Below are 24,431 nucleotides of genomic sequence, written 5' to 3'. Positions count from 1 at the left end.
TTTTGTATTATTCATTTCTTGTATTAAGACATTCATCTTGGTTTACCTAATCCCTCTATGAGGGTTAGAAATAAGTTGCCTTTAACTGTAAACCCGTATCTTCTTTAAAACCAAATAGTAAGTTCATATTCTGGACTGCTTGTCCAGAAGCTCCTTTTAATAGGTTGTCAATAATACTTGTTATCAGTAGTTTATCTCCGTGTTTATGTAAATGAAGTAAACACTTGTTGGTGTTCACTATTTGCTTTAAGTGTAGTTCATTATCAGCTATATGTGTAAAAACAGCATCTTTGTAATAGTCAGTATACAGTTGCTGTGCCTCTTTTAAACTTCCTTTAAAATAGGTGTACAATGTTGCATAGATACCTCTAGAAAAATCTCCTCTGTTTGGAAGAAACAACACTTCCGAATCAAAACTAGATTGAAGTGTATCTAACGTCTGATTAATCTCTCCTAAATGCTGGTGGGTAAAAGGCTTGTAGTACGAATAATTATTATCTCTCCACGTAAAATGTGTGGTAGCTAATAATGAAGTTCCTGCACCTGTTGCACCAGTAACCGCATTGATGTGTACATCACCTTGTAACAAATTAGCATCTGCCAGTGGAAGCAATCCTAATTGAATAGCGGTAGCAAAACACCCTGGATTAGCTATGTGAGAATCACCTTGTATCGCTGTTTTTTGAAGTTCAGGCAAGCCGTATACAAACTCTTTTCCTTGAAAAGTGCTATCAGCTTTTAACCTGAAATCATTTCCTAAATCAATAATTTTAGTATGATTTGAAAAGGTATGTGTTTCTAAAAACCTTTTAGAGTTTCCATGTCCTAAGCATAAGAATAGCACATCTATGCTCTCATTAATTTTATTGGTAAACGTTAGCTCAGTGCTACCTACTAAATCCTGATGCACATTAGCTACTTTATTATCAGCGTTTGAAGTACTGTACACAAAATTGATAGTCGCTTTTGGGTGTTGTAACAAAAGCCTGATTAATTCTCCTGCGGTATATCCTGCACCACCTATAATTCCTACTTGTATCATGTTGTTTGTTTTGTTATTGTTGTTAATGTTCTAATTGTCACCTCGAACGTATGTGAGAGGTCTCACACTGGTTTTATTCACAATGAAGAGATTCCTCCTCGTACCTCGTTCGGAATGACATTATCATGTCTAACAAAATTCTAAGCTTGTATTTTTTGCCAAAAGCTCACTACTTACTGTCTACTGATTAACCTGTTGATATATTTTATTCTGATTTCCTAAAAGCTTGATAAAACCTTTGGCTTCTTCAGGAGTCCAACCTTTGTTAAGCTCTCCATAGCTACCAAATTTGGCATTCATTAAATCATGTGGAGAATCAATCCCGTCTAATGTAAAGTGATACGGTTTAAGTGTAACAAAAACATCTCCAGTAACTTTCGACTGACTGTTTTCTAAAAAAGCTTCCATATCTCTCATTACAGGATCTAAATACTGACCTTCATGTAAATGCATTCCGTAAAAACTAGCTAAATACTCTTTGTGTTGCAATTGCCATTTAGTTAAGGTGTGTTTCTCAAGTAAGTGGTGTGCTTTAATAGTGATTAATGCCGCAGCAGCTTCAAAACCAACTCTTCCTTTAATTCCAACAATAGTATCGCCCACGTGAATGTCTCTACCAATTCCGAATTTAGAAGCTAAGGCATTCAATTGTTCAATATTTTGCAAAGGAGCTTTTTCGTCATCATTAATAGCCACTAACTCACCCTTTACAAACGAAAGTTTTACTTGTTCAGGTACTGTTTTTCTTACTTGAGAAGGGTAGGCGTGTTCAGGTAATGGTTGTTCTGAAGTTAAAGTCTCTTCACCTCCCACACTGGTTCCCCATAAACCTTTGTTGACAGAATATTTAGCTTTTTCCCATGACAAATCAATGCCGTTATTTTTTAAGTACTCAATTTCTTCTTGTCTTGAAAGTTGCAAATCTCTAATAGGAGTTATGATTTCAATTTCAGGAGCAACAGTTTGAAAAATCATATCAAATCGAACCTGGTCGTTTCCTGCACCTGTACTACCATGAGCGATACAGTTAGCACCGATACTTTTGGCATAGTTTACAATCTCAATAGCTTGTACAATTCTTTCGGCACTTACAGAAAGGGGATATGTGTTGTTTTTTAACACGTTACCAAAAACTAAGTACTTAATTACTTTACTGTAATAATCAGTTACTGCATTGATGTTTTTATAGGTAGTAACACCCATTGTGTAGGCATTTTCTTCAATTTGTTTAATTTCTTCGGAAGAAAATCCACCAGTGTTCACACTAACAGCATGAACCTCGTATCCTTGTTTTGATAAACTTACTGCGCAGTATGAAGTATCTAAACCTCCACTGTATGCAATTACTAATTTTTTCATTTTTTGTCTTTTTTTAGGAAGATGCTCTCTTTAATTCTTTTAAGTCTTTGAAAGACTTTTCCTTTTATTTTTATGTTTTGAGATTTTTTGTTAGGATCGTATAACATACCAGTACACAAGCACATTTTTTGTTGTGTACGTTGTAACACATCGTAGTTTTTGCAGGTCTGACAACCATTCCAAAAAGATTGGTCTTCTGTAAGTTCAGAAAAGGTAACAGGTTTATAGCTTAATTCGCTGTTAAGTTTCATAACAGCCAAACCAGTTGTGATACTAAATATTTTGGCATTAGGAAACTTGGTTCTAGAATGTTCAAAAACTACTTTTTTTATTTGTTTGGCTAAACCAATACCTCTATAGTTTGGGTGAACAATCAACCCAGAATTGGCTACAAATTTGCCATGGCTCCAGGCTTCGATATAACAAAAGCCAGCAAATTGATCGCCATCTAAGGCAATAACAGCGTTACCATTTTCTAGCTTTGTAATGATATATTCTGGTTTTCTTTTGGCAATTCCTGTGCCTCTAACCAGAGCAGCTTCGTCAATAGTTTGACAAATAATTTCGGCATACTTACTATGCGATTGATCAGCAATAACAACTCTCATTGAAATTGATTTTAGATAAACATTTTGTTAAAAATCGGTGGTTTAAAAAGAAGAACCGGACACACCTAGGTTCCCAAAATGAAGTAGTACCCTTACGGGCGACGTCGGATAAAAATAGGTCGTACAACAGCTACGTTATTGAAAACAATAACAAGAGTTAGTAACGATATAAAAATGTAGATTATAGAAATCAAAAGGATAAAAATAAAATTATACAATACTCAGTTTTGTGCAAGGAAAGACTAGCGTCGGTTGAAAAACCGCACTAAGAAACTGGGTATATTGTTGTATATTTTATTGGTTTGCATAATGGCGCAAATCTACAAAATAAATTTTGATTAATGCTATATAAAAAATAAAAAGTTTTGTAACTAATAGTAAAACAATAAGTTATGAGGTGTGTTTTTAAAGGGGGAATAAAAAATAAAAAAACATTAGGATAACTAAAAAATAATTTCAAATATTTGTGACATCAAATGAAAAAACAAGTTTTAAATATCATTTCTATTATTGTCATTGTGATTATTTCACAAGGATAAGGAAGCGGTATTTAATAGTTTAACATATAAATTATAAGAAGGCTTCCTAAATTTAGGAAGCCTTTTTTGTTGCAAAAAGCATGAATCAATTTTTTAACATCGTGGTAATTATTATTGTCATTATTAGCTCTCCACCGAGTTGATACAGATGGTTATTACCTATAAGAAAGCCTGTATCTAACTCTAGATACAGGCTTTTTTTTATACCGTGAATATCATAATGATTTGGTTTTAAGTATCTGGTTTTAAGGTTTTTGTATGTTTTTGAGAGTCAGTGAAAATCATCAAAGCCTTAAGAAACAAGAAAGTAAAGTAAAAAGCGAAAAATAATTTTGAACAGTAAAAACAACTAAAAATGTACTATAACGAGGAAACAGTAATTTTTTTCAACGGACAGTTTATTAAAGCGAAAGATGCTAGCGCTAATTTGTATAGCCAAAGTTTACACTACGGAAACGGGGTTTTCGAAGGTATCAGAGCTTACAATACAACCGAAGGTGCTAGAGTCTTTAAATCGTATGAACATTACAAAAGGCTTAAGTTCGGAGCAGAAGTAATGAATATTCAGTTGAATTATTCAGAAGAAGAATTAACACAAATTACGTATGAGTTATTAGAACGTAATGGGTTGAAAGATGCATACATCCGTCCGCTAGTCACTACTGGAGTTGATATGAGTTTGCTAACCTCTAAAGAGACAAACCTAGTTATTCAATGCTGGGAATGGGGGAAGTATATGGGAGATAAATTACTACGTGTAAAAACGTCTTCGTTTCAACGTCCGAATCCAAAATCGTGTTTTGTAGAAGCAAAAGTAACAGGACACTACACAAATTCAATATTATCAACTAACGAAGCAAAAAACAATGGGTATGATGAAGCACTATTGTTAGATATGAACGGTAATGTAGCTGAATGTTCGGGAGCCAATGTTTTTATGGAGAAAGACGGAAAACTGTATACACCACCAAGAGGTCATATTATGGCAGGAATTACACGTGCTACAGTTATGGACTTATGCAAAGAAGAAGGAATCTCTGTTGAAGAAAAGCATTTTACGTTAGAAGAATTAAAAAATGCAGACGCTTGCTTTTTTACAGGAACTGCAGCCGAAGTAGTTGGATTACAGTCGCTAGACGATTATCAATTTCCTCTAGCGTGGGAAAAATCACACGGACACAAATTAATGAAACTATACAAAGACGAAGTATTAGGCTTATGTCAAAAACGCAAAGCAAGCTAACATGGAATTAAACAAATTTAGTAAACAAGTAACTCAAGACGACACGCAGCCAGCAGCGCAAGCAATGTTGCATGCTATAGGCTTATCAAAAGCAGATTTAGAAAAACCGTTAGTAGGAATAGCAAGTACAGGATACGAAGGAAACCCATGCAATATGCACCTAAATGATTTAGCAAAATTGGTAAAAGAAGGAACTGAAAAAGCTGATTTAGTTGGGTTGATATTTAATACCATCGGCGTTTCTGATGGAATTTCTATGGGAACCCCAGGAATGCGTTATTCATTGCCGTCTCGTGATGTAATTGCTGATTCTATGGAAACCGTAGTGCAAGCGATGTCTTATGACGGACTAGTAACCGTTGTGGGATGTGACAAAAACATGCCAGGAGCATTAATGGCAATGTTGCGTTTAAACCGTCCTTCAGTTTTAGTGTATGGAGGAACTATCGCTTCTGGATGTCATGAAGGAAAAAAGTTAGATGTAGTATCGGCTTTTGAAGCATGGGGTGAGAAAGTTGCAGAAACGATTACTAAAAAAGAATATCAAAGTGTCATTGAAAAAGCATGTCCAGGAGCAGGCGCTTGTGGAGGAATGTATACTGCAAATACTATGGCATCAGCTATTGAGGCTTTGGGTATGAGTTTACCTTATAATTCATCGAATCCTGCAATTAGTAATGATAAAGAACAAGAATGCGTTAAGACAGGTGAAGCACTACGTGTATTACTAGAAAAAGATATCAAACCTTCAGATATCGTAACAAAAAAATCCTTAGAAAATGCGGTACGGTTAGTAACTGTTATGGGAGGTTCTACGAATGCTGTATTACACTTTTTAGCGATTGCCAAAGCAGCGGATGTACAATTTACGTTAGAAGATTTTCAACGCATTTCTGATGAAACTCCATTTTTAGCCGATTTAAAACCTAGTGGAAAATACTTGATGGAAGATGTGCATAAAGTAGGAGGAACACCAGCAGTTTTAAAATACTTACTAGAAAAAGGATTGTTACATGGTGATTGTTTAACCGTAACAGGAAAAACAGTAGCAGAAAACTTAGAAGTAGTTCCAAATTTAACGGATGGGCAGGAAGTAATTAAGCCAACAGAACAACCTATCAAAGCTACGGGACATTTACGAATGCTCTACGGAAATTTAGCTAAGGAAGGTTCTGTTGCAAAAATAACAGGAAAGGAAGGATTGTATTTCTCTGGAAAAGCAAAAGTTTTTGAAGGCGAATACGCAGCAAATGATGGGATACGAGATGGTAAAGTAGCAAAAGGGGATGTGGTTGTAATCCGTTATGAAGGACCTAAAGGAGGACCAGGGATGCCAGAAATGCTAAAACCCACAGCCGCAATTATGGGAGTAGGGTTAGGTAAAGAGGTTGCTCTAATTACCGATGGTCGTTTTTCAGGAGGTACGCATGGTTTTGTGGTAGGGCATATTACACCAGAAGCACAAGAAGGTGGTGTAATCGCTTTGGTAAAAGATGGAGATACTATAACCATTAACGCAGAAACAAATACAATTAATGTAGAAATTTCTGAAGATGAATTAAGAAAGAGAAAACAAGAATGGAAAGCTCCACCTTTAAAAGTAAAAAGAGGAGTATTATACAAATACGCAAAAACCGTAGCATCTGCTTCTAACGGATGTGTAACTGATGAATTTTAACCCTTGTACTATGGAAACAAAAACACAACAACAAAGAGAACAAGAAACAACACAGAAAGTAACCATTACAGGTGCAGAAGCTGTAGTTAAATGTTTATTAGAAGAAGGAGTCGATTTATTGTATGGGTATCCAGGAGGAGCCATCATGCCTGTATATGATGAGTTGTATAAATACCAAGACAAATTACACCATGTATTAACACGCCATGAGCAAGGAGCCACGCATGCAGCACAAGGGTATGCAAGAGCTACAGGTAAGGTTGGAGTGGCAATAGCAACTTCAGGTCCAGGAGCAACCAACTTAATTACTGGTATTGCCGATGCGCAGATAGATTCTACGCCAATGGTATGTATCACTGGACAAGTAGGAGCACATTTATTAGGTTCTGACGCTTTTCAAGAAACGGATATCGTGGGTATTTCAACTCCAGTAACAAAGTGGAATTATCAGATAACCAAAGCAAGTGAAATTCCTGAAGTGATGGCGAAAGCATTTTACATTGCTCGTTCAGGAAGACCAGGTCCTGTTTTGGTCGATATTACCAAAAACGCACAGTTTGAAGAATTTGATTTTTCTTATAAAAAATGCACTTCGGTTCGTAGTTATCGACCTGTTCCAGAGATGGATATAGAAAGTGTAAAAGCAGCTGTAGAGTTAATTAATAAAGCAGAAAAACCATTTGTAATTTGGGGACAAGGAGTAATACTAGGAGAAGCAGAAGAAGAATTTAAAGCTTTTATAGAAAAAGCAGAAATTCCTTCAGCAAGTACTTTGTTAGGCTTATCTGCTTTACCAACCAAACATCCGTTACATGTGGGAATGGTAGGAATGCACGGTAATTACAGTCCGAATAAATTGACTAATGAGTGTGATGTGTTAATAGCTATCGGAATGCGTTTTGACGACCGTGTTACTGGGGATTTAAGCCGTTATGCAAAACAAGCTAAAGTGGTACATTTTGAAATAGACCCTGCGGAAGTTGATAAAAATGTAAAGACAGACGTAGCTGTTTTAGGGAATGTAAAAGAAACTTTGGCAGCATCACTTTCGCTGTTACAAGAAAACTCACACAAAGAGTGGCTACAAGAGTTTAGAAATTTAGATGCGGTAGAGTTTGATAAAGTAATCAAGAACGACCTGTTTCCAACGAAAGAAGGATTAACCATGGGAGAAGTTATCAAACAAATAAATGAAGCTTCAAAAGGAAAAGCCATTGTAGTAACTGATGTAGGACAGCATCAAATGATAGCGAGTCGTTATGCCGAGTTCAATCAATCAAAAAGTAGTATTACTTCAGGTGGGTTAGGAACCATGGGGTTTGCTTTACCTGCTGCTATTGGTGCTAAAATGGGTACTCCAGAACGCGAAGTAGTTGCTGTAATTGGCGACGGTGGTTACCAGATGACTATACAAGAACTTGGAACAATTTTACAAACTAAAGCAGCTGTTAAAATTGTAGTACTAAATAATGAATTTTTGGGTATGGTACGCCAGTGGCAACAGCTGTTTTTTGACAAGCGTTATGCTTCTACGGTAATGACCAATCCTGATTTTGTAGCAATTGCTAAAGGCTATCATCTAGCAGCTAACAGAGTAACTAAAAGAGAAGAGTTAGCGAATGCTGTAGTAGAAATGATAGCAAGTAAAGAGGCTTATTTCTTAGAGGTTTGTGTAGAAAAGGAAGATAATGTATTTCCAATGATTCCAACAGGAGCATCGGTATCAGAAGTTCGATTAAAATAATATAATATGAGCACAAAAAACACCTATACAATCTCAATATATACCGAAAATAATGTTGGATTGTTGAATAGAATATCAGCAATATTTCAACGAAGACATTTGAATATAGAAAGCGTTAATGTATCAAAGTCAGAAATTAAAAGTGTATCCAGATTTACACTTTTGGTAAAAGTAACGGAAGAACAAATCAAAAAAATAATAGGTCAGATAGAAAAACAAGTAGAAGTAATCAAAGCTTTTTATCATACCGACGAAGAAACAGTATATCAAGAATCGTGTTTGTTTAAACTGAGTACAGACTTATTGACTGATAACGACGATATTCAAACGATTATTAACCAAAGTAAATCAAGAGTCATTAATGTAAACAAAAACTTTTTTGTTCTTGAAAAGTCAGGAAGTAAAGAAGAGGTGGAAGAACTCTATCATATTTTAGACAAACATGGTATTAAGCAATTTGTTCGCTCAGGAAGAATAGCGATTACTAAAGAAGAAATGCCAGTATCAAAACTATTACAATTAATAAAAGCATAAACAACACAAATAAAAATGAAAAATTATTTCAACCAATTATCATTAAGAGAACAATTAGAACAATTAGGAAAATGTAGATTTATGAATGCTGATGAGTTTTCAGACGGTATATCAGCATTAAAAGGTAAGAAAGTGGTAATTGTAGGATGTGGAGCACAAGGATTAAACCAAGGATTAAACATGCGCGATTCAGGTTTAGATATTTCATACGCATTACGAGAAGCTGCCATTAAAGAGCAGCGTCAATCGTATAAAAACGCAACAGAAAATGGGTTTAAAGTAGGAACGTATGAAGAATTAATTCCTACTGCCGATTTGGCATGTAATTTAACTCCAGATAAACAACATACGCAGGTAGTTAATACTGTGATGCCATTGATGAAATCAGGAGCAACCCTATCGTATTCTCACGGATTTAATATTGTTGAAGAGGGCATGCAAGTGCGTAAAGATTTAACTGTAATTATGGTAGCACCTAAGTGCCCTGGAACAGAAGTAAGAGAAGAATATTTAAGAGGTTTTGGAGTACCTACATTAATAGCAGTACACCCTGAAAATGACCCAGAAAACAAAGGGTTGGCTCAAGCAAAAGCTTATGCGTATGCTACAGGAGGTCATAAAGCAGGAGTATTGGAATCGTCGTTTGTTGCTGAGGTAAAATCAGACTTAATGGGGGAGCAAACTATTTTATGTGGTGTGTTACAAACAGGGTCAATCTTATCGTTCAACAAAATGGTAGAAAAAGGTATTGAACCAGCATATGCTTCTAAATTAATTCAATATGGATGGGAAACTATTACCGAAGCTCTGAAGCATGGAGGGATTACCAATATGATGGATCGCTTATCAAACCCAGCAAAACTAAAAGCTTACCAACTTTCCGAAGAATTAAAAGAAGTATTAGCTCCATTGTTTAACAAACATATGGATGATATTATGTCTGGTCATTTTTCAAAAACGATGATGGAAGATTGGGCAAGCGACGATGTGAATTTATTGACATGGCGAGCTGCTACAGGAGAAACTCAGTTTGAAAAAACAGCAGCTACTTCTGAAGAAGTTTCAGAACAGACCTATTTTGATAAAGGAACTTTGTTAGTAGCTTTTGTAAAGGCTGGAGTTGAGTTAGCATTCGAAACAATGGTGAAATCAGGAATTATTTCAGCATCGGCATACTACGAATCGCTACATGAACTACCATTAATTGCAAATACGGTAGCACGTAAAAAGTTATTTGAAATGAACAGAATTATTTCTGATACTGCCGAATATGGATGTTATCTGTTCGATCATGCTGCAAAGCCATTGTTAACTGATTTTATGAAGTCGTTAAGTACAGATGTTATCGGAAAAGAGTACAGTACTTCTAATGAAGTAGATAACCTTGAACTAATTAAAGTAAATAAAGCAATTCGCAACCATCCTATTGAAGAAGTAGGAGCAGAGCTACGTGAGGCAATGACTGCTATGAAAGTAATCAGAACAAGTGTTAGCCAAGAAGAACCTGCTTTAGCGTAATATATTATGGAGGTTCAAAAAGAAACTTATTTTCCTAAATTAGAAGATATACAGCAAGCTGCTACGACTTTACAAGAGGTCGTGGCAGTTACTCCGCTGCAAGAAAATTTTAATTTATCGCAACAGTTTAATGCAACTATTTTTTTAAAAAGAGAAGATTTACAACAAGTTCGTTCGTACAAAATTAGAGGAGCCTATAACAAAATTAATTCTTTAACAGAAGAGGAGTTAGTGAATGGAATTGTGTGTGCTAGCGCAGGAAATCATGCACAAGGCGTTGCGTTAGCGTGTAGAAAAAAAGAAATTTATGGTACTATTTATATGCCAGCACCAACACCAAAACAAAAGATAGAACAAGTAAAAATGTTTGGGGGTAATTTTGTAGAAATTCGATTGATAGGAGATACGTTTGACGATGCCTATAAAGCAGCAAAACTTTTATGTGATAGTTTACAAAAAACATTTGTGCATCCGTTTGACGATGAAAAAATTATTGAAGGACAGGCAACGGTAGGCTTAGAAATTTTAGAGCAATCAGAGCAACCTATAGACTATGTTTTTGTACCTGTTGGTGGTGGTGGGTTAGCCTCTGGTTTATCAAGTGTTTTTAAGTTATTATCTCCGAGCACCAAAATTATTGGAGTAGAGCCTGCTGGAGCACCTTCTATGAAAAGATCTTTAGAAGAAAATAATAATATTAAACTTAATAGTATTGATAAGTTTGTAGATGGTGCAGCTGTTCAGCAAGTAGGGGAGTTAACCTACAAAATTTGTCAGGAAAACTTATCGGATATGCTTACTGTTCCAGAAGGAAAAGTATGTCAGACGATTTTAGAAATGTACAACAAAGAAGCTATTGTAGTGGAGCCCGCAGGGGCATTAACTTTAAGCGCATTAGATTTTTACAAGGAAGATTTAAAAGGTAAAAATGTAGTATGTGTTATAAGTGGAAGTAATAATGATATAACTCGTACTGCTGAAATTAAGGAAAGAGCCTTGTTATATGGTGGATTTAAGCACTATTTTATTGTACGTTTTCCGCAACGTGCTGGAGCTTTAAAAGAATTTGTCGCTGAGGTATTAGGAGAGAATGACGACATCACTTTTTTCGAATATTCTAAAAAGACCAATAGAGAAAATGGATCTGCAGTTGTAGGAATAGAGTTGGAGAAAAAAGAAGATTTACAACCGTTAATTCATAGAATGAAAGAACGAAGTTTTTACGGTGAATACCTGAATGATAAACCTAATTTATTTGAGTTTTTAGTGTAATTATTAATAAGGTAGTTTTAAATTATGTCTTTTCGACTGAAGGGAGAAATCTTTAGAATATTTGTTTTTCATTTATACCAGATTCCTCCTTGATTGCTTCGCAATATACTTTCAATCAAAATATATTTTGATTTCAGTAGCGTTTGGAATGACGTTTAACTGCCTTGTTTTTTATCAAGATACACCCAATGGTCATTTTCTTTACAAAAAACAGAGTTTTCGTGAATCACATCTATAGTACCATTTTCCATAAAAAAAGCTTTGAACTCAACAGTGGTATCGGTAGTATTTAAAACTTCTAATTTTAACCAATTCACAGCTTTTGTCCATGCTAAAATTTCTTTCTTTTCATGTTTAGAAGGTCTGGTACTACTATGGTGACTTTTTTGTAGGTAATTAATATCTGCTAAAACAAAAGCACTATATCTTGAACGCATTAAAGCTTCAGCTGAGGTAACCGAATGAATATTTTGATGTGCTTTTTGGCAACAATCTGAATACTTTTTATTTGGTGTACAAGGGCATTGCATGACTTATTAATTGATTAATTCGGTTTGATTCTGCACTCTAAAACAACGTTCTTCTCCAAGAAATAAAGGATTTCCGTGTTTTTCAGACCAAAATCCATCTAAAATATTTTTAGAAAGACAAGAGTATACAGCAACACCTTTGTAAACAGTGTTATGATCACTAGTGTAATTAAAATTAATAATAAGAATATTGCTTTTAAAGAAACCTGTTCCAAACTGTTCTTGTTCATTATTAATAAGCCATTTGGCAATAATTCTATTGTTTTTATCAAGAGTTAAAGAAAGAGTTCCTTTATATTTCTTTTCACTTTCATCTTGATTACTACCGATAATATTGTATACTCCTACTAAATCTTTTACTGTCATTTAATCTTCAAATATGGAAGCAAAAATAAGATAGTTTATAATAAGTAACGACTTTTATTGGGCAAGAAGAGCTGGGTTGTGTTTTTTGATTTTAATTTTAATATGCTTTGAAGCAGGCATATTACTTCCTTTGACGGTATTGTGAATTGATACCAACACATTAGTTTCAGGGAAATAGGTAACTGTGTTTTTCTCAGGAATAGGATACTCAACAATAATAAATAATGGAGCAATACGTTCTGTATTGTCGTCATAATTGTATAAATCTACCTTATCACCAGATGTAAGTCCTGCTTTTTTAATATCTTTTTTGTTCATAAAAATTACACGACGTTCATTATAAACTCCGCGATAGCGATCATCTAATCCATAAATAGTAGTATTGAATTGATCGTGTGTTCTAACAGTAGCCATTAGATATTCATCATCAGCTAGTCTGTTTTCGGGTAATGTTGTTATAGAAAAAGGAACACGGTCTCCAAACTCTTTTGTCTTAAAGTTTCCTTCACGTGCCGCATTAGGTAAGTAAAATCCGCCTTTTTGTTTTACACGAACATTGTAGTTGTCAAAACCAGGAATACATTTTTCAATATCATCTCTCACAGCATCATAACTATTCGTATAACGATCCCAATCAACCACACTTTTGTTTCCTAAAGTAGCTTTTGCCATACGACACACAATATGTGTTTCGTTGATAAGTTTGTTAGATATAGGCTTTAATACTCCTTTAGACCACTCTACAATCCCCATTGCATTTTCAGCACTTGTATACTGATGCTCATCGTTAACCATATCAATTTCACTTTTAGAAATAGTAGGTAAAATTAAAGCCTCTTTTCCGTGAATCAAATGGGTTCGGTTTAACTTAGTAGAAACAGAAACAGACAAATCAAGTTGTCTCATTCCGTTTGCGGTATAGGTGGTATCAGGAGTTGCAGATAAGAAGTTTCCGCCCATGCTAAAGTGTACTTTAACCTTTCCATCATTCATCGCCTTTATGGTATTTACAACATCATAACCATTATTTCTTGGCGGATTAAAGCCGAAAACTTCTTGTAATTTATCAAGCTGCTCTATGGAAGGACTGTGGTTAATAAGCATCGTTCTATTTCCTTGTACATTACTATGTCCACGTACAGGGCAAGAACCTGATCCAGGCTTACCAATACTTCCCTTTAGGAATAATAAGTTTAGGACTTCCTTTAAAATATCAACCCCGTTAGGTTGTTGTGTAAGTCCCATTCCCCAGCAAATAATAATTCGGTTTTTATGGGCTAGCATTTTAGCAGCTTTTTGAATATCTTTTTTTAAAACACCAGATGCACTTGCTAGTTTATCTATGTCATAATTTTCAATTTGCTTAATTAAATTTTCATAACCAACTGTTTTCTTTTTGATAAATTCTTGATCAAAAACTTTACCTGGGGTTTCTTTTTCAAAATGTAATAGTAAGTGTTCGATAGCTTTTAACAATGCTAAATCTCCATTAATTTTAACAGGAAGATGTAAATCGGCAAGTTGGATGCCTTTTCCTAAAATACCACTTATTTTTTGGGGATCTCGGAAACCCATTAAACCAGCTTCGGGAAGAGGGTTAACAGCAATAATTTTAGCTCCATTCTTTTTTCCTTTTTCTAAAGCACTTAACATTCTTGGTGAGTTCGTTCCTGGATTTTGACCAATAATCATAATGATATCGGTATCGTAGAAGTCTTTTAAAGTAGCAGTTCCTTTTCCTATACCTGTAACTGAGGCTAAGGTGAAACCAGAGGTTTCGTGACACATGTTAGAACAATCAGGGAAGTTGTTTGTTCCAAATTCACGTACAAAAAGTTGATATACAAAAGAAGCTTCATTACTTGTTCTTCCAGAAGTGTAAAATGCTGCATTATCTGGAGACTCTAACTGATTTAAGTGTTCGGCAATTTTTGTAAAAGCATTGTCCCAGCTAATAGGTTCATAATGTGTACCATTTTTAGGGAGGTACATAGGCTCAGAAAGTCTACCTAGATGTCCAATTTCATAATCAGTTAATTGAGAAAGCTCATAAATAGAATTTTGTTTAAAAAAATCTGCAGTAATTCTTTTACTGGTAGCCTCTTCAGCTATAGCTTTTGCACCATTTTCACAATATTCAGCAATAGGTGATCGCTCATCATCAGGATCGGGCCAACCACAACTAGGGCAATCAAAACCATCAAATTGATTCATTTTAACCAAAGCTTTTCCTCCTCTAACCAAAGCTTTATCATTTATTAAACTCTTTATAGCGTTTATAACTCCAGGAATTCCTGCAGCCCAATCTTTTGGTTTACCAGTTCTTAAGCTTAATAGTTTGTAAGGAGGCTCAGCAGAAGGTTGCTTATCAGTTTGTTTTTTTGGTTTGTTGTCCATTATTTTTTCTATAATCTTAGAGGTATAAAGTTAAGAAAAAAATAAAGGAGATTGTAGTAGGTTAAATGATTTTGTATTTAATTTGAAGAGTTAAAGCTATAAAAAAGATTAGTTTTTGAGAACAACTTTTTTAAGTAGGTTTTTTTTCTTTTTTGAAGCTTTTGAAAGTCTGATAAGATTATTTACTCCAATAACAACTAAGATAGAAATACAAGCGGCAGTTCCTAATGCTCCTCCATAACCATTGAAGAAAATAGGGCTAACCGTATAAATAAAACCAAAAACAATTCCAGCGAAAATAATTGAAGTATAGTTGCGGGTAAGTTTGCTAGAGGTCATACCAACAAAAGAAGCTCCAAAAAATATCCAAGGGATTTGTTGGGTTAAGTTTTGAGGAAATATTTCAGGAAAAAGATAGAGTAAACCAGAAACTACAAGAGTTAGTAAGGCAGAAGCTCTTACAGGTCCTTGTTTGTACTTTGTGCTGACTATAAAAGTTAAAAAAGCTCCAAATATGCTCGTTAAGTAAATTGGTAAAACAGTAAGCATTAGGAGAGAATTAAAAGTAATAGAGATGATATAACTACACTACCAAAAGCTACAGTACCTAATTTGCCACCAACTCCTAGAAAAAGGTTTTTAGAAAACATATAAAAAATACCCGCTATACTACCTGCAATAATTATAAAGCTATAATCAATTGCAATATGTTTTTGAGACATTCCTACAAAGCAACCACAATACATTGCGTTAGGAATATTTTGTAAAACCTCTGATTTTTTATTTAAGTTAGGTAAGAATGAAGCGAGAGTTCCTATTAAAGCAGCAGCCAAAACAGAACTCAAATTAGTAAAGAGATATAAATAACTAGTAAGTAGTGCACCAATTATAACAAATACCATAACATAAAAAGGTTCAAAGTCAATCTCTTTAACTTTAAAGAATTTTATATAATTATAAACTATAAGTATGGTAAAAAGTGTTGTTAATGATAGTACTATAAAAACGTTTTTATGTTCTAGCAGCAATGCAGTAATAAATGCTAATTGAGTAAAAACTAAAAAAATGATTGAAAAAAAGTGAAAATATTTTTGTCTCAAACCTGAGTAATCCTGCTTTATAATGGAACTACAAATTTACGATATACATAGCGATTACTCAATTAATTTCCTTGAATTCTAATCCAAAGATCTTTTAATAATTGTTTTGCTTCTTCACGATCTCTAGGTACTTCATTTATAACAATTTTATTATGTTTTTCAGCTATTTCAAAACTAAAAGCAAATTGTTGAAAATTAGGAGCTACGCTTAACAATCCGAAGCGAAGGTCATTTAAATAAATTAAATTATTCTTTTCTGAAATTGTATACCAACCTTTGGTAATTTTAATAAGTCGTTTTACTGAAACATTATTTTTATAATCGTTTAGTAAATGATGATTTTTAGGGTAGGAATAAAATTCAATTGGTTTAGTATCAAAAAAAGAATAATAACCTATTAGATAAGCATCATCTGTTTCTACATTTGCTGACCATAAAATGGTGTTAAAAGGCGTTGGTTTGGTTTCTATTTCTTTATAAGAAATCCCTTGTTCTTCTAAAGCATGTGAAAATTTAGTATAAGTGACTCCTTTAATAACAAGAGTTATTGCCATGTAAGAACTACTAATAATTAGTCCTAAATTGTTATACTTTGTTCTTTTTGCTGTCCCTTTACGTTGAAACATTGCCATTAGTAGAAATACTAAGAAAGGCAATGTGTATAAAGGATCAATAACAAATATATTTTTAAAAGCTAACCGTATATCAAGAGGCCAAAAAAGCTGAGTTCCCCAAGTAGTATGTGCATCGAGAATAGGATGTGTTAAAAATCCCCAAAACATAAGTTGCGCCCACTCTTTAGTGGAGGCATTTTTTTCATATAAAGAGATCAGCCAACCAAAAATCCACCCGAAAACAATTGCAAAAAATATAGAGTGTGTAAAACCTCTGTGTATTTCAAGTGCTGTAACTGTATCAAATAATTTACCAATGTACACATCTAAATCAGGTATAGTGCCTGCGATAGCTCCATAAAGCATTGCTTTGTTTCCGATTTTTTTACCTAATACAGCTTCTCCAACGGCTGCCCCAAGAACAATTTGTGTGAGTGAATCCATCTAGCAAAAATACTTATAAAACGATTAGTAAACAGCGTTATAATATTCGTCAATCCATTCCGTAGAATATTTATTATATAAATCTTTAAGGAGTAGTTTGTTTGCTTCGGAAGTTTTAAAATCTTTATAAAAACTACCAAGAATCCAGACTGTTTCTCTAGGTAAGTTTTTGTTCTGATATTCAAAAAGAACTTGTTTAGAGGTTTCAGAAGAATCAACTAATAATAAAACCAATGCTCCAGCAGTTTCAAAATTAAACTGATTAAAGAAAGGAGTCATTTTTTGAACTCTTTTTAAAAGCACAGGATTTTCCAAGAACTTTATTGCTTTTAACCTTTTACGTAAGCTAGGGTAGCTGGTATAAGAGTTAACCTTGGTTGCAAATTTTAAAGTTTCTAAAAACTCGGTATACTTTGTATTGTAGAGATTTTCTATATTATTAGGAGAGCTAACACCAAAAAGTAAAAATACTTTACTAGGTTTTAAAACATTAATATTATATCCTTTTCCAATTGATGATAATGCTTTTTCAACTCCTTTTAAAAAAAGAGGATAGTTGTTTTCTTTTACTTTTATAATAGTACCTAATCTAGATAAGTGAAAACAGGCATCAATTATTTTTTGTTTTTCAATCCCTTTTAAAACTTTTGTTAAGGTAGCATTGATATCATAATGACGAGCTGGATAAAATTTACCTTGAAACTCATGTTGTAAAGCTTCATTTTCACTTTCAACAAAAAGGTCTATAATTTTACTAGCCGTAAGTTTCCCTATAATTTGATATTTTTTTTCTTGTGATTGTATTCTTATATCTCTTCTCATGCATGAGATGTATTTATGACTGTTAAAGATTAGACAAGCAGACTACACCATATGACCTTTTAAGATAAAGACCAATCTTTATTTTTTTCAGAATAAAGATAATTATATTATGTGGGCTTGTAGACTGTTTTTAAAAGATTATTTTTCTAATTATTTCTTAAGTTGTTGAAGTTTTTTTAATGAAAAATAATAGCAGCTTTGTTGCGAATACTATGGTTTGCTACCTCAAATAATTTACACCAAACTAACTTTTCTCTCCAAAAATCATTTTCCTCGTTAATTGATTTATTAACTTCGTTAATATTTACAATTTTACCCTCTTCGTCTAGCTGAATGTTAAGCTTGTTAGCTATATACTTTAATTCATTGAGCAGTGAATAAGAAGATCCAATCATTGTGCCTTGAACAGGAATATCATCTGTAGCAAAAACAATATCAACAAATTTTACAGGAACATAAAATCCATCAGAGTCTGAATGACATAAAAGATGACAGGTTAATAATGATGTATGATCTTCTACAAGTGAATCTTCAGAAGGGTAGGCGTCTGGACTAAATGGAGTAGGAGTCCAGTCTTCATATTCTGCACAATAAGCATAGAAACGTCTTAGATGGTGAATATATTCATAAGGAAATCCGCCTATTTCAAGAGGTTTAGATTCTAATTCTTCTGGTTCTTTATAAGGTGTAATACCATCTAACTCAAGTAACTTATTAATGTTTTTGAAAACAGAAGTGTAATGTTCAAAAGCTTCTTCATCTATCTCTTTAAAGCTAGCGAGTGCTCCACTAGTAACGTATAGTCCCATTTTTAGTTATAGTTTATAATTCGTTGTAAAATTATAAACCTATGTAAGTAGATAGAAATCTGTTTTATAAACGTAGTTAATCATTGTAAATTTGAAGCTAAATTGAAGCTGTAATTACAAGGAGTTTAAGTAAACTCCTTGTTTAGGTTATAAAATTTTAAACTTAAAGCTGCTCGAAAGGAGTTACTTTTAAAATTTCAATTTTTTTATTTCCCTTTTTAAAAGGCCAGTCAATAATATCACCTTCTTTATAGCCAACAGTGGCTAAAGCCATATCTGAAAGGATTGAAAACTTTCTTTTTTGAAGCCTAGTCTTGTTTGTAGAAACAAAAATATATTCTTTTTTTTGTTGATTTGAATGATCTAAAATCATAACCCTCCTGTTTACAGTCACTACATCATCAGGAAGTTCTCTTCGTCTTACTTGTTTAGCACCTTTTAGTTCAGATAGTAAGCGGTTTTCTTCTTCAAGGGTTACTTTTTTTCTTCTAACATGGTCTTTTATAAGATCATATATACCTGTGGTTACTATAATGTTTTTTGTCATTATTTTATAATTATTGATGAATAGAAATAAACTAAATTCTAGGTGTTGAAAAAAGACCTAGAATTTAGTTTAAATTAATTAAAACTAAAGTTGCCCCTACCTTTAAAATGGGTAGGGCTTAAATAATAAACTCTTTAGAATTTTTTAAAAAAATATCATCAAGCAGGTAGCGCAACGAAGCAATTAGCTTTTGCGCAAAGTTTTTTTGAAATGTAAATATTGCAGTCATGTATAATTTACACTTAGTGGATACAAATTTACTGTTTATTTATTAAATTAAAAAGTAATATTCAAACTCACAAACTAGGTCTGGTTTTATTAAAAATTATTCATTGAAGAGAGGTTGTTTTTTAAAAAAAGTATTTAATCTTAAAATAGTGATAAGTAGGAATCTATTAAATTAACTTTATTAGATTTAACTCTGTTATTTTGCTGTAAATCAGCTATAAAAATTTCATAAAATTCATTAAGTATATCTTTACGTTATCTGTTTTTTTTATTGTAAACGTTCAGGCTCAAAACAAAAAGTAGATAACCTTAAAATTGAATTAGAAAATTATAATTCAAAGAAAGAGAGGTAATATTTGTTTTATAAACGTAGTAAACCGTTGTAAATTTGAAAAAAATGAGTTTACTTCCCAATACAGAAATTTCCAAAAATATGCCCCAAAATATCTTTATCTACATCATATTCTCCAGTAATATTTCCTAAATGACGTAAACATTCACGAATGTCAATAGCAAATAAATCAGAAGAAATATCTAATTCTATACCATTTTTAACTGAATTGATACTCTCTAAAGCTAAAGTTAGAGCTTCGAAGTGGCGAGAGTTCGTTACAATGGTTTCATTATTACTCAAAGCACCAGTATTTACTAATGAAATAAGTTCTTGTTTTAATTCATCAACACCAATATTTTGTTTAGCAGAAAGTAAAATTAAGTTTTCAATTTCTGATTGTAAAATAGAGGAGTCATGGCAAGACAGCGTATCAATTTTATTAGCAATAACTAATAAACGTTTGTTTGGGAAACGCTTTTTTATAGTTTCAATTTCCTCTAAAAACAACTCTTTTGAATGTATATATTTATTAGAGTCGATCAAGAAAATAATTAGTTGTGCGTTCTCCGCTTTTTCATAAGCCTTTTTTATACCAATACTTTCAACAACATCTTCAGTTTCTCTAATTCCAGCAGTATCAATAAAACGGAAAACAACACCATCAATAATTAGCTCGTCTTCAATAGCATCTCGAGTTGTACCAGCAATATCAGATACAATAGCCTTTTCTTCGTTAAGTAAAGCATTTAATAGAGTAGATTTTCCAACATTTGGTTCACCAATAATAGCTACAGGTATTCCATTTTTCATAGCGTTCCCAAAGGCAAAAGAATCTATTAAACGTTTTAAAACCGCTGATATTTTGGCTACCAATTCTTTAAACTTGGTTCTATCAGCAAACTCAACATCTTCACCAGAAAAATCGAGCTCTAACTCAATTAATGCAGCAAAGTCCAACAATTGAGCACGTAATTCTTTCAGTTCATTGGTAATTCCTCCACGCATTTGTTGAATTGCCATTTGATGAGAAGCAGCAGAGTTTGAAGCAATAACATCAGCCACAGCTTCGGCTTGTGATAAATCCATTTTACCATTTAAAAAAGCACGCATAGTAAACTCACCATTATCAGCCATTCGACAACCATTTTGTAAAAAAAGTTGAATAATTTCTTGTTGAATAAAACTAGATCCATGGCATGAAATTTCTACCACATTTTCACCGGTGTAAGAGTGTGGGTTTTTAAAAATAGATACTAAAACTTGATCAATGATGACTCCATTATTCACAATATGGCCTAAATGTAAAGTGTGAGATTTTTGATTTAATAATGATTTATTTTTCTTTACAGAAGTGAAAAAAGAATCTACAATTTTTATCGATTCTTCTCCTGAAACTCTAATAACAGCGATAGCTCCAACCCCTGCAGGAGTTGCTAAAGCAATAATTGCATCGTTTTGTACCATATTGCAAAATTACCTAATTTAAAAAGAAGTATTATAAAAATAAAAAGAAGATATTTTTCTTTATAAACGCACAAAAAAAACTTTTTTTTTAAAAAAACTAAAAATAAGTATTACATTTGCATATAATAGCTTTTTAGATTTAAAAGCATTATCCCCCCAAAAAATATACTATTCCCATTTAGTATTATTTTCCTCGAAAAATCTTATTGTGCATTCTTTGTGTGTTATTGCAATACTCTGAAATGCGTACCTCTTAATTACCCCGCCCCATAATTACCCCCACTTTAGATTAGATATACAACCTTTGATTGTTTGTATTAGTAACATAATAATTATAAAACAAATAATATGGAAAAAAATACTATTCAAAAACTATTGTATTTACTCTTTTTATTTAGTGGTTTAAGTCTTTGGTCACAAGGCTTAACCGAGCTATCAGTAATTTCTTATAGTGAAAAACCAGATTATGAAAGGGTACACATGCATAAGTTAAAAATTAGCAATAATAGCGCAGTGGAAAAAGAGTATCGTTTTTCTATAAACAGTATACCCTGTAAAAATCAAGAAAATATAGAAACTGTATTAGAGTATTCATTATTAGATGAAAAAAAGAAACCTATTATAAAAGCATTAAAAGTACTACCTAAAAGAAGTAAAATACTTTATTTAAAGATAACTAAACCATACAATATCAAATTAGGAAGTTGGAATTGTATAGAACTCCTAGTAAATGACCTTCAAGAGCAAGTGTCACTACAAAAAACAGCTCCCTCTAACAAGATTACTATAAAAACATACACACCAAATCAGAGTAATGACAATTAGACTATTTAGGTAAGATTGTTATTATTAAAAAACTTAGAGGACATGAAAAAAAATACTAGTTTTATTTTACTTTTTATAGTGGTTTTTCTCGTTGCTGGGGGAAGATTAGAAGCCCAAATAAAAAAGGGGTTTCAACCAAGATTTTCAGAAGCAGTTAAAGGAAATGTAACATTAATAGCTAATAATGTTTTATCAAGAAATAAAACAACAAGCTATACAGGAAACGACGGAAACCATGATTTTAGTAATAACGTTTTTGTTGATATAGATAACGATGCAAGCACATTCAATTCAAGTAGTGCAAATTTATCTAATCCAGAGCCAACAGTTAGTTGTTTAAGTATTAAAAAAGCTTATTTATACTGGGCAGCAGCAGATAAAGAAGAGGACGACCCCTCTGATGAACCAAATTGGGATTACAATAAAGTAAAATTGCAATTACCAGGAAATTTAGGTTATACAACTATAACAGCTGATAATGTTATTTATAGAGGAAGAGACGAGGTAGGACACTTTGTTAATGACCCATATATTTGCTTTAAGGATATTACAAATGAAGTAAAAGCTTTAGCAACACCTTATGGAACGTATCAAGTAGCTAATATTAGGGCAAAGGAAGGAAGTTTGACTTCACATGGAGGAGGAAATACAGGAACTTCTGGAGGTTGGCAAATAGTATTTGTATATGAGAGTCCTACTTTACCAGCAAAAAATATATCGCTTTTTGATGGTTACGCCCATGTTACAAGTAGTGTTAATAATTTTGAAATTGGATTTAGTGGTTTTCAAACTGTACCAACAGGAGATGTAGATGTAGATGTAGTAATAGGTGCTTTAGAAGGAGATAGAGATTTATCAGGAGACAAATTACAAATAAAAAATACCAGTAATAATTGGGTAGATTTATCATATAGCTTAAGGGATGCAAACAATTTTTTTAATAGTAGAATAGCTAAAAATGGAAGTAACTTTATAGATAGAAATCCAGCTAGTACTAATACTTTGGGATTTGATGCAGATGTATTTGCTCTTAGTAATCCAGGAAACAGTATAATAGCTAACAATCAAACTTCTGCGACAATAAGATTAACATCAAACCAAGAAACATACGGACTCTTTTTAATAGGTTTATCTGTTGATGTTTGGAAACCAGATTTAGCGCCATTAATATTATCAAGCTCAACAAATACTAGTAGTGTAGAAGACACTGTTAGTTTTTCAGTCAATATAGAAAACAATGGTAATGACAATGTAAAAGACTTAAAAATAGAAACAACAATACCTCAAGAAGTAGATTTAATAGAACCAATAACAGGGTTACCTTTTGGAGTTACTTATAGTTATAATACGACAACTAGATTATTAATCTTTAATGCTATTGATGGAATTACAGATGTAGGAGATACACCATATAGTTTAAGTTTTCAGGTGAAAGTAAAAGAACAATGTTATTTTCTAGAAGAAATGTGTTCCGATAAATTTCAAATGCAATTAGTAGCAACTTATGCAGGAGAAGAAAATAATAGCACACAAACTACTTTAAGTTCTAAATCAGTTGATTCTTGTGGCATAGGAGATAATTTACCTAATGAGATAAGTATTAACCAACCTGACGAGGCTAATTGGACAATTACAGTTGGTTCATTAGATAGAACAGTGTCTTGTGACGATAGTAATGCCCTAACAGCGGCACAATTACTTACACCAAAGGCTAGTTGTGATTTAACAATAACCAAAATATCAGGAAGCTTTGAGGCTTCAACAACTAATTGTCCTGTTATAGGAACATATACAAATACTTGGACATTTACAGATGCTTGTGGAAGAACAAGTGGGCAATTTACCCAAACTATCACAGTAACCGATACGACTGCACCAACTTTATCAGCAGAACTAACCGATATTTCAGTAGACTGTGAAGCCATACCATCAGTACCAACGATTACAGCGACTGATAATTGTGATACTGTAGTAGACGTGGTATTTACCGAAGTAAGCAATACGGTAGTAGACGGATGTGGAGAAATCGTACGTCAATGGGAATCAACTGACAACTGTGGTAATACAGTAAGTCATACCCAAACTATCACAGTAACCGATACCACTGCACCAACTTTATCAGCAGAACCAACCGATATTTCAGTAGACTGTGAAGCCATACCATCAGTACCAACAATCACAGCGACTGATAATTGTGATAGCGTAGTAGACGTAGTGTTTACAGAAGTAAGCAATACGGTAGTAGACGGATGTGGAGAAATCGTACGTCAATGGGAATCAACTGACAACTGTGGTAATACAGTAAGTCATACCCAAACTATCACAGTAACTGATACCACTGCACCAACTTTATCAGCAGAACCAACCGATATTTCAGTAGACTGTGAAGCCATACCATCAGTACCAACAATCAC

Annotated in this window: 20 protein-coding genes and 1 pseudogene; 8 read left to right on the top strand and 13 right to left on the bottom strand. The window is 33.2% G+C overall.

Translation table 11 applies throughout. The annotated features are described in order from the left end of the window. Nucleotides 1–64: 64 nt before the first annotated feature. From argC to MK851_RS03060, 3 genes are all read right to left on the bottom strand, one after another. Entirely contained in the window at nucleotides 65–1,042 is a 978-nt protein-coding gene (argC, locus tag MK851_RS03070) for an N-acetyl-gamma-glutamyl-phosphate reductase (RefSeq protein ID WP_320241319.1), read from the bottom strand. A 180-nt stretch (nucleotides 1,043–1,222) separates the two neighbouring features. Next, nucleotides 1,223–2,401, bottom strand: a complete 1,179-nt coding sequence (gene argG / locus MK851_RS03065; protein ID WP_303507227.1) for an argininosuccinate synthase — start codon at nucleotides 2,399–2,401, stop codon at nucleotides 1,223–1,225. Continuing rightward, nucleotides 2,398–3,009: a GNAT family N-acetyltransferase gene (locus tag MK851_RS03060; protein WP_303507225.1), complete on the bottom strand. Its 612-nt coding sequence runs from the start codon at nucleotides 3,007–3,009 to the stop codon at nucleotides 2,398–2,400. Before MK851_RS03060 ends, argG begins: the two co-directional genes overlap by 4 nt. 894 nt (nucleotides 3,010–3,903) lie before the next feature. Between MK851_RS03060 and MK851_RS03055 the strand changes: the two genes are divergently transcribed. From MK851_RS03055 to ilvA, 6 genes are read left to right on the top strand one after another with little or no spacing between them, the layout of a single operon-like run. Continuing rightward, nucleotides 3,904–4,791, top strand: a complete 888-nt coding sequence (locus MK851_RS03055) for a branched-chain amino acid transaminase (protein WP_303507223.1) — start codon at nucleotides 3,904–3,906, stop codon at nucleotides 4,789–4,791. A gap of 1 nt (nucleotide 4,792) precedes the next feature. Beyond that, nucleotides 4,793–6,469, top strand: coding sequence for a dihydroxy-acid dehydratase (gene ilvD, locus MK851_RS03050; protein WP_320241316.1), 1,677 nt, complete (start codon nucleotides 4,793–4,795; stop codon nucleotides 6,467–6,469). 10 nt (nucleotides 6,470–6,479) lie between these two features. Then, on the top strand, nucleotides 6,480–8,213 hold the full coding sequence (gene ilvB / locus MK851_RS03045) for a biosynthetic-type acetolactate synthase large subunit (protein ID WP_320241314.1): 1,734 nt from the start codon (nucleotides 6,480–6,482) through the stop codon (nucleotides 8,211–8,213). A 6-nt stretch (nucleotides 8,214–8,219) separates the two neighbouring features. Continuing rightward, nucleotides 8,220–8,747 carry an acetolactate synthase small subunit gene (gene ilvN, locus MK851_RS03040; protein ID WP_320241312.1) on the top strand — a complete coding sequence of 176 codons (528 nt, stop codon included), beginning with the start codon at nucleotides 8,220–8,222 and terminating at the stop codon, nucleotides 8,745–8,747. A 15-nt stretch (nucleotides 8,748–8,762) separates the two neighbouring features. Beyond that, on the top strand, nucleotides 8,763–10,265 hold the full coding sequence (gene ilvC / locus MK851_RS03035; RefSeq protein WP_320241310.1) for a ketol-acid reductoisomerase: 1,503 nt from the start codon (nucleotides 8,763–8,765) through the stop codon (nucleotides 10,263–10,265). Between the two features lie 6 nt (nucleotides 10,266–10,271). Beyond that, nucleotides 10,272–11,537, top strand: coding sequence for a threonine ammonia-lyase IlvA (ilvA, locus tag MK851_RS03030; RefSeq protein ID WP_320241307.1), 1,266 nt, complete (start codon nucleotides 10,272–10,274; stop codon nucleotides 11,535–11,537). A 155-nt stretch (nucleotides 11,538–11,692) separates the two neighbouring features. Here ilvA and MK851_RS03025 read toward each other — a convergent pair whose 3' ends face one another. The 10 genes from MK851_RS03025 to mnmE all read right to left on the bottom strand — a co-directional run bounded on the left by MK851_RS03025 (nucleotide 11,693) and on the right by mnmE (nucleotide 21,192). Continuing rightward, nucleotides 11,693–12,067 carry a YchJ family protein gene (locus MK851_RS03025; protein ID WP_320241305.1) on the bottom strand — a complete coding sequence of 125 codons (375 nt, stop codon included), beginning with the start codon at nucleotides 12,065–12,067 and terminating at the stop codon, nucleotides 11,693–11,695. Nucleotides 12,068–12,073: 6 nt separating this feature from the next. Next, complete coding sequence (locus tag MK851_RS03020) at nucleotides 12,074–12,433, bottom strand: hypothetical protein (protein WP_320241303.1); 360 nt, start codon at nucleotides 12,431–12,433, stop codon at nucleotides 12,074–12,076. Between the two features lie 54 nt (nucleotides 12,434–12,487). Beyond that, entirely contained in the window at nucleotides 12,488–14,830 is a 2,343-nt protein-coding gene (locus MK851_RS03015) for an FdhF/YdeP family oxidoreductase (protein WP_320241301.1), read from the bottom strand. A gap of 108 nt (nucleotides 14,831–14,938) precedes the next feature. Beyond that, complete coding sequence (locus MK851_RS03010) at nucleotides 14,939–15,379, bottom strand: hypothetical protein (RefSeq protein WP_303507204.1); 441 nt, start codon at nucleotides 15,377–15,379, stop codon at nucleotides 14,939–14,941. Then, complete coding sequence (locus MK851_RS03005; RefSeq protein WP_303507201.1) at nucleotides 15,379–15,732, bottom strand: hypothetical protein; 354 nt, start codon at nucleotides 15,730–15,732, stop codon at nucleotides 15,379–15,381. The genes MK851_RS03010 and MK851_RS03005 overlap by 1 nt, the downstream gene beginning before the upstream one ends. A 260-nt stretch (nucleotides 15,733–15,992) precedes the next feature. Continuing rightward, nucleotides 15,993–16,988, bottom strand: a complete 996-nt coding sequence (locus MK851_RS03000) for a metal-dependent hydrolase (protein ID WP_320241298.1) — start codon at nucleotides 16,986–16,988, stop codon at nucleotides 15,993–15,995. Between the two features lie 24 nt (nucleotides 16,989–17,012). Beyond that, nucleotides 17,013–17,810 (bottom strand): hypothetical protein, encoded by a 798-nt coding sequence (locus tag MK851_RS02995; RefSeq protein WP_320241297.1) that lies wholly within the window; start codon nucleotides 17,808–17,810, stop codon nucleotides 17,013–17,015. Between the two features lie 176 nt (nucleotides 17,811–17,986). Then, the gene (locus tag MK851_RS02990) at nucleotides 17,987–18,619 is read right to left on the bottom strand and encodes a hypothetical protein (protein ID WP_320241295.1); all 633 of its coding nucleotides are present in this window, start codon (nucleotides 18,617–18,619) and stop codon (nucleotides 17,987–17,989) included. A gap of 163 nt (nucleotides 18,620–18,782) precedes the next feature. Next, nucleotides 18,783–19,166 carry a GreA/GreB family elongation factor gene (locus MK851_RS02985; RefSeq protein ID WP_303507192.1) on the bottom strand — a complete coding sequence of 128 codons (384 nt, stop codon included), beginning with the start codon at nucleotides 19,164–19,166 and terminating at the stop codon, nucleotides 18,783–18,785. Nucleotides 19,167–19,797: 631 nt separating this feature from the next. Next, on the bottom strand, nucleotides 19,798–21,192 hold the full coding sequence (gene mnmE, locus MK851_RS02980) for a tRNA uridine-5-carboxymethylaminomethyl(34) synthesis GTPase MnmE (protein ID WP_303507189.1): 1,395 nt from the start codon (nucleotides 21,190–21,192) through the stop codon (nucleotides 19,798–19,800). Nucleotides 21,193–21,540: 348 nt separating this feature from the next. Between mnmE and MK851_RS02975 the strand changes: the two genes are divergently transcribed. Together MK851_RS02975 and MK851_RS02970 are read left to right on the top strand one after the other, a co-directional pair. After that, a complete protein-coding gene (locus MK851_RS02975; RefSeq protein ID WP_320241291.1) occupies nucleotides 21,541–22,017 on the top strand; it encodes a hypothetical protein in 477 nt (158 codons plus the stop codon). A 42-nt stretch (nucleotides 22,018–22,059) separates the two neighbouring features. Continuing rightward, nucleotides 22,060–24,431: pseudogene (locus MK851_RS02970) on the top strand (hypothetical protein); the annotation flags it as partial.

This window comes from Tenacibaculum sp. 1B UA (assembly GCF_033978845.1).
Lineage (GTDB): Bacteria > Bacteroidota > Bacteroidia > Flavobacteriales > Flavobacteriaceae > Polaribacter.
The sequence above is the reverse complement of the archived record's forward strand: the minus strand, read 5'-3'. Positions and strand labels throughout refer to the sequence as shown.

What these genes read in the sequence shown, in the direction of transcription:
- ilvN (WP_320241312.1), top strand. Translation starts at nt 8,220, where the DNA reads ATGAGCACAAAAAACACCTATACAATCTCAATATATACCGAAAATAAT.
- MK851_RS03055 (WP_303507223.1), top strand. Translation starts at nt 3,904, where the DNA reads ATGTACTATAACGAGGAAACAGTAATTTTTTTCAACGGACAGTTTATT.
- MK851_RS03000 (WP_320241298.1), bottom strand. Translation starts at nt 16,988, where the DNA reads ATGGATTCACTCACACAAATTGTTCTTGGGGCAGCCGTTGGAGAAGCT.
- MK851_RS03010 (WP_303507204.1), bottom strand. Translation starts at nt 15,379, where the DNA reads ATGCTTACTGTTTTACCAATTTACTTAACGAGCATATTTGGAGCTTTT.
- MK851_RS02985 (WP_303507192.1), bottom strand. Translation starts at nt 19,166, where the DNA reads ATGACAAAAAACATTATAGTAACCACAGGTATATATGATCTTATAAAA.
- argG (WP_303507227.1), bottom strand. Translation starts at nt 2,401, where the DNA reads ATGAAAAAATTAGTAATTGCATACAGTGGAGGTTTAGATACTTCATAC.
- MK851_RS03060 (WP_303507225.1), bottom strand. Translation starts at nt 3,009, where the DNA reads ATGAGAGTTGTTATTGCTGATCAATCGCATAGTAAGTATGCCGAAATT.
- MK851_RS02975 (WP_320241291.1), top strand. Translation starts at nt 21,541, where the DNA reads ATGGAAAAAAATACTATTCAAAAACTATTGTATTTACTCTTTTTATTT.
- MK851_RS02995 (WP_320241297.1), bottom strand. Translation starts at nt 17,810, where the DNA reads ATGAGAAGAGATATAAGAATACAATCACAAGAAAAAAAATATCAAATT.
- MK851_RS03005 (WP_303507201.1), bottom strand. Translation starts at nt 15,732, where the DNA reads ATGGTATTTGTTATAATTGGTGCACTACTTACTAGTTATTTATATCTC.
- MK851_RS03020 (WP_320241303.1), bottom strand. Translation starts at nt 12,433, where the DNA reads ATGACAGTAAAAGATTTAGTAGGAGTATACAATATTATCGGTAGTAAT.
- ilvA (WP_320241307.1), top strand. Translation starts at nt 10,272, where the DNA reads ATGGAGGTTCAAAAAGAAACTTATTTTCCTAAATTAGAAGATATACAG.
- ilvD (WP_320241316.1), top strand. Translation starts at nt 4,793, where the DNA reads ATGGAATTAAACAAATTTAGTAAACAAGTAACTCAAGACGACACGCAG.
- MK851_RS03025 (WP_320241305.1), bottom strand. Translation starts at nt 12,067, where the DNA reads ATGCAATGCCCTTGTACACCAAATAAAAAGTATTCAGATTGTTGCCAA.
- MK851_RS02990 (WP_320241295.1), bottom strand. Translation starts at nt 18,619, where the DNA reads ATGGGACTATACGTTACTAGTGGAGCACTCGCTAGCTTTAAAGAGATA.
- ilvC (WP_320241310.1), top strand. Translation starts at nt 8,763, where the DNA reads ATGAAAAATTATTTCAACCAATTATCATTAAGAGAACAATTAGAACAA.
- mnmE (WP_303507189.1), bottom strand. Translation starts at nt 21,192, where the DNA reads ATGGTACAAAACGATGCAATTATTGCTTTAGCAACTCCTGCAGGGGTT.
- argC (WP_320241319.1), bottom strand. Translation starts at nt 1,042, where the DNA reads ATGATACAAGTAGGAATTATAGGTGGTGCAGGATATACCGCAGGAGAA.
- ilvB (WP_320241314.1), top strand. Translation starts at nt 6,480, where the DNA reads ATGGAAACAAAAACACAACAACAAAGAGAACAAGAAACAACACAGAAA.
- MK851_RS03015 (WP_320241301.1), bottom strand. Translation starts at nt 14,830, where the DNA reads ATGGACAACAAACCAAAAAAACAAACTGATAAGCAACCTTCTGCTGAG.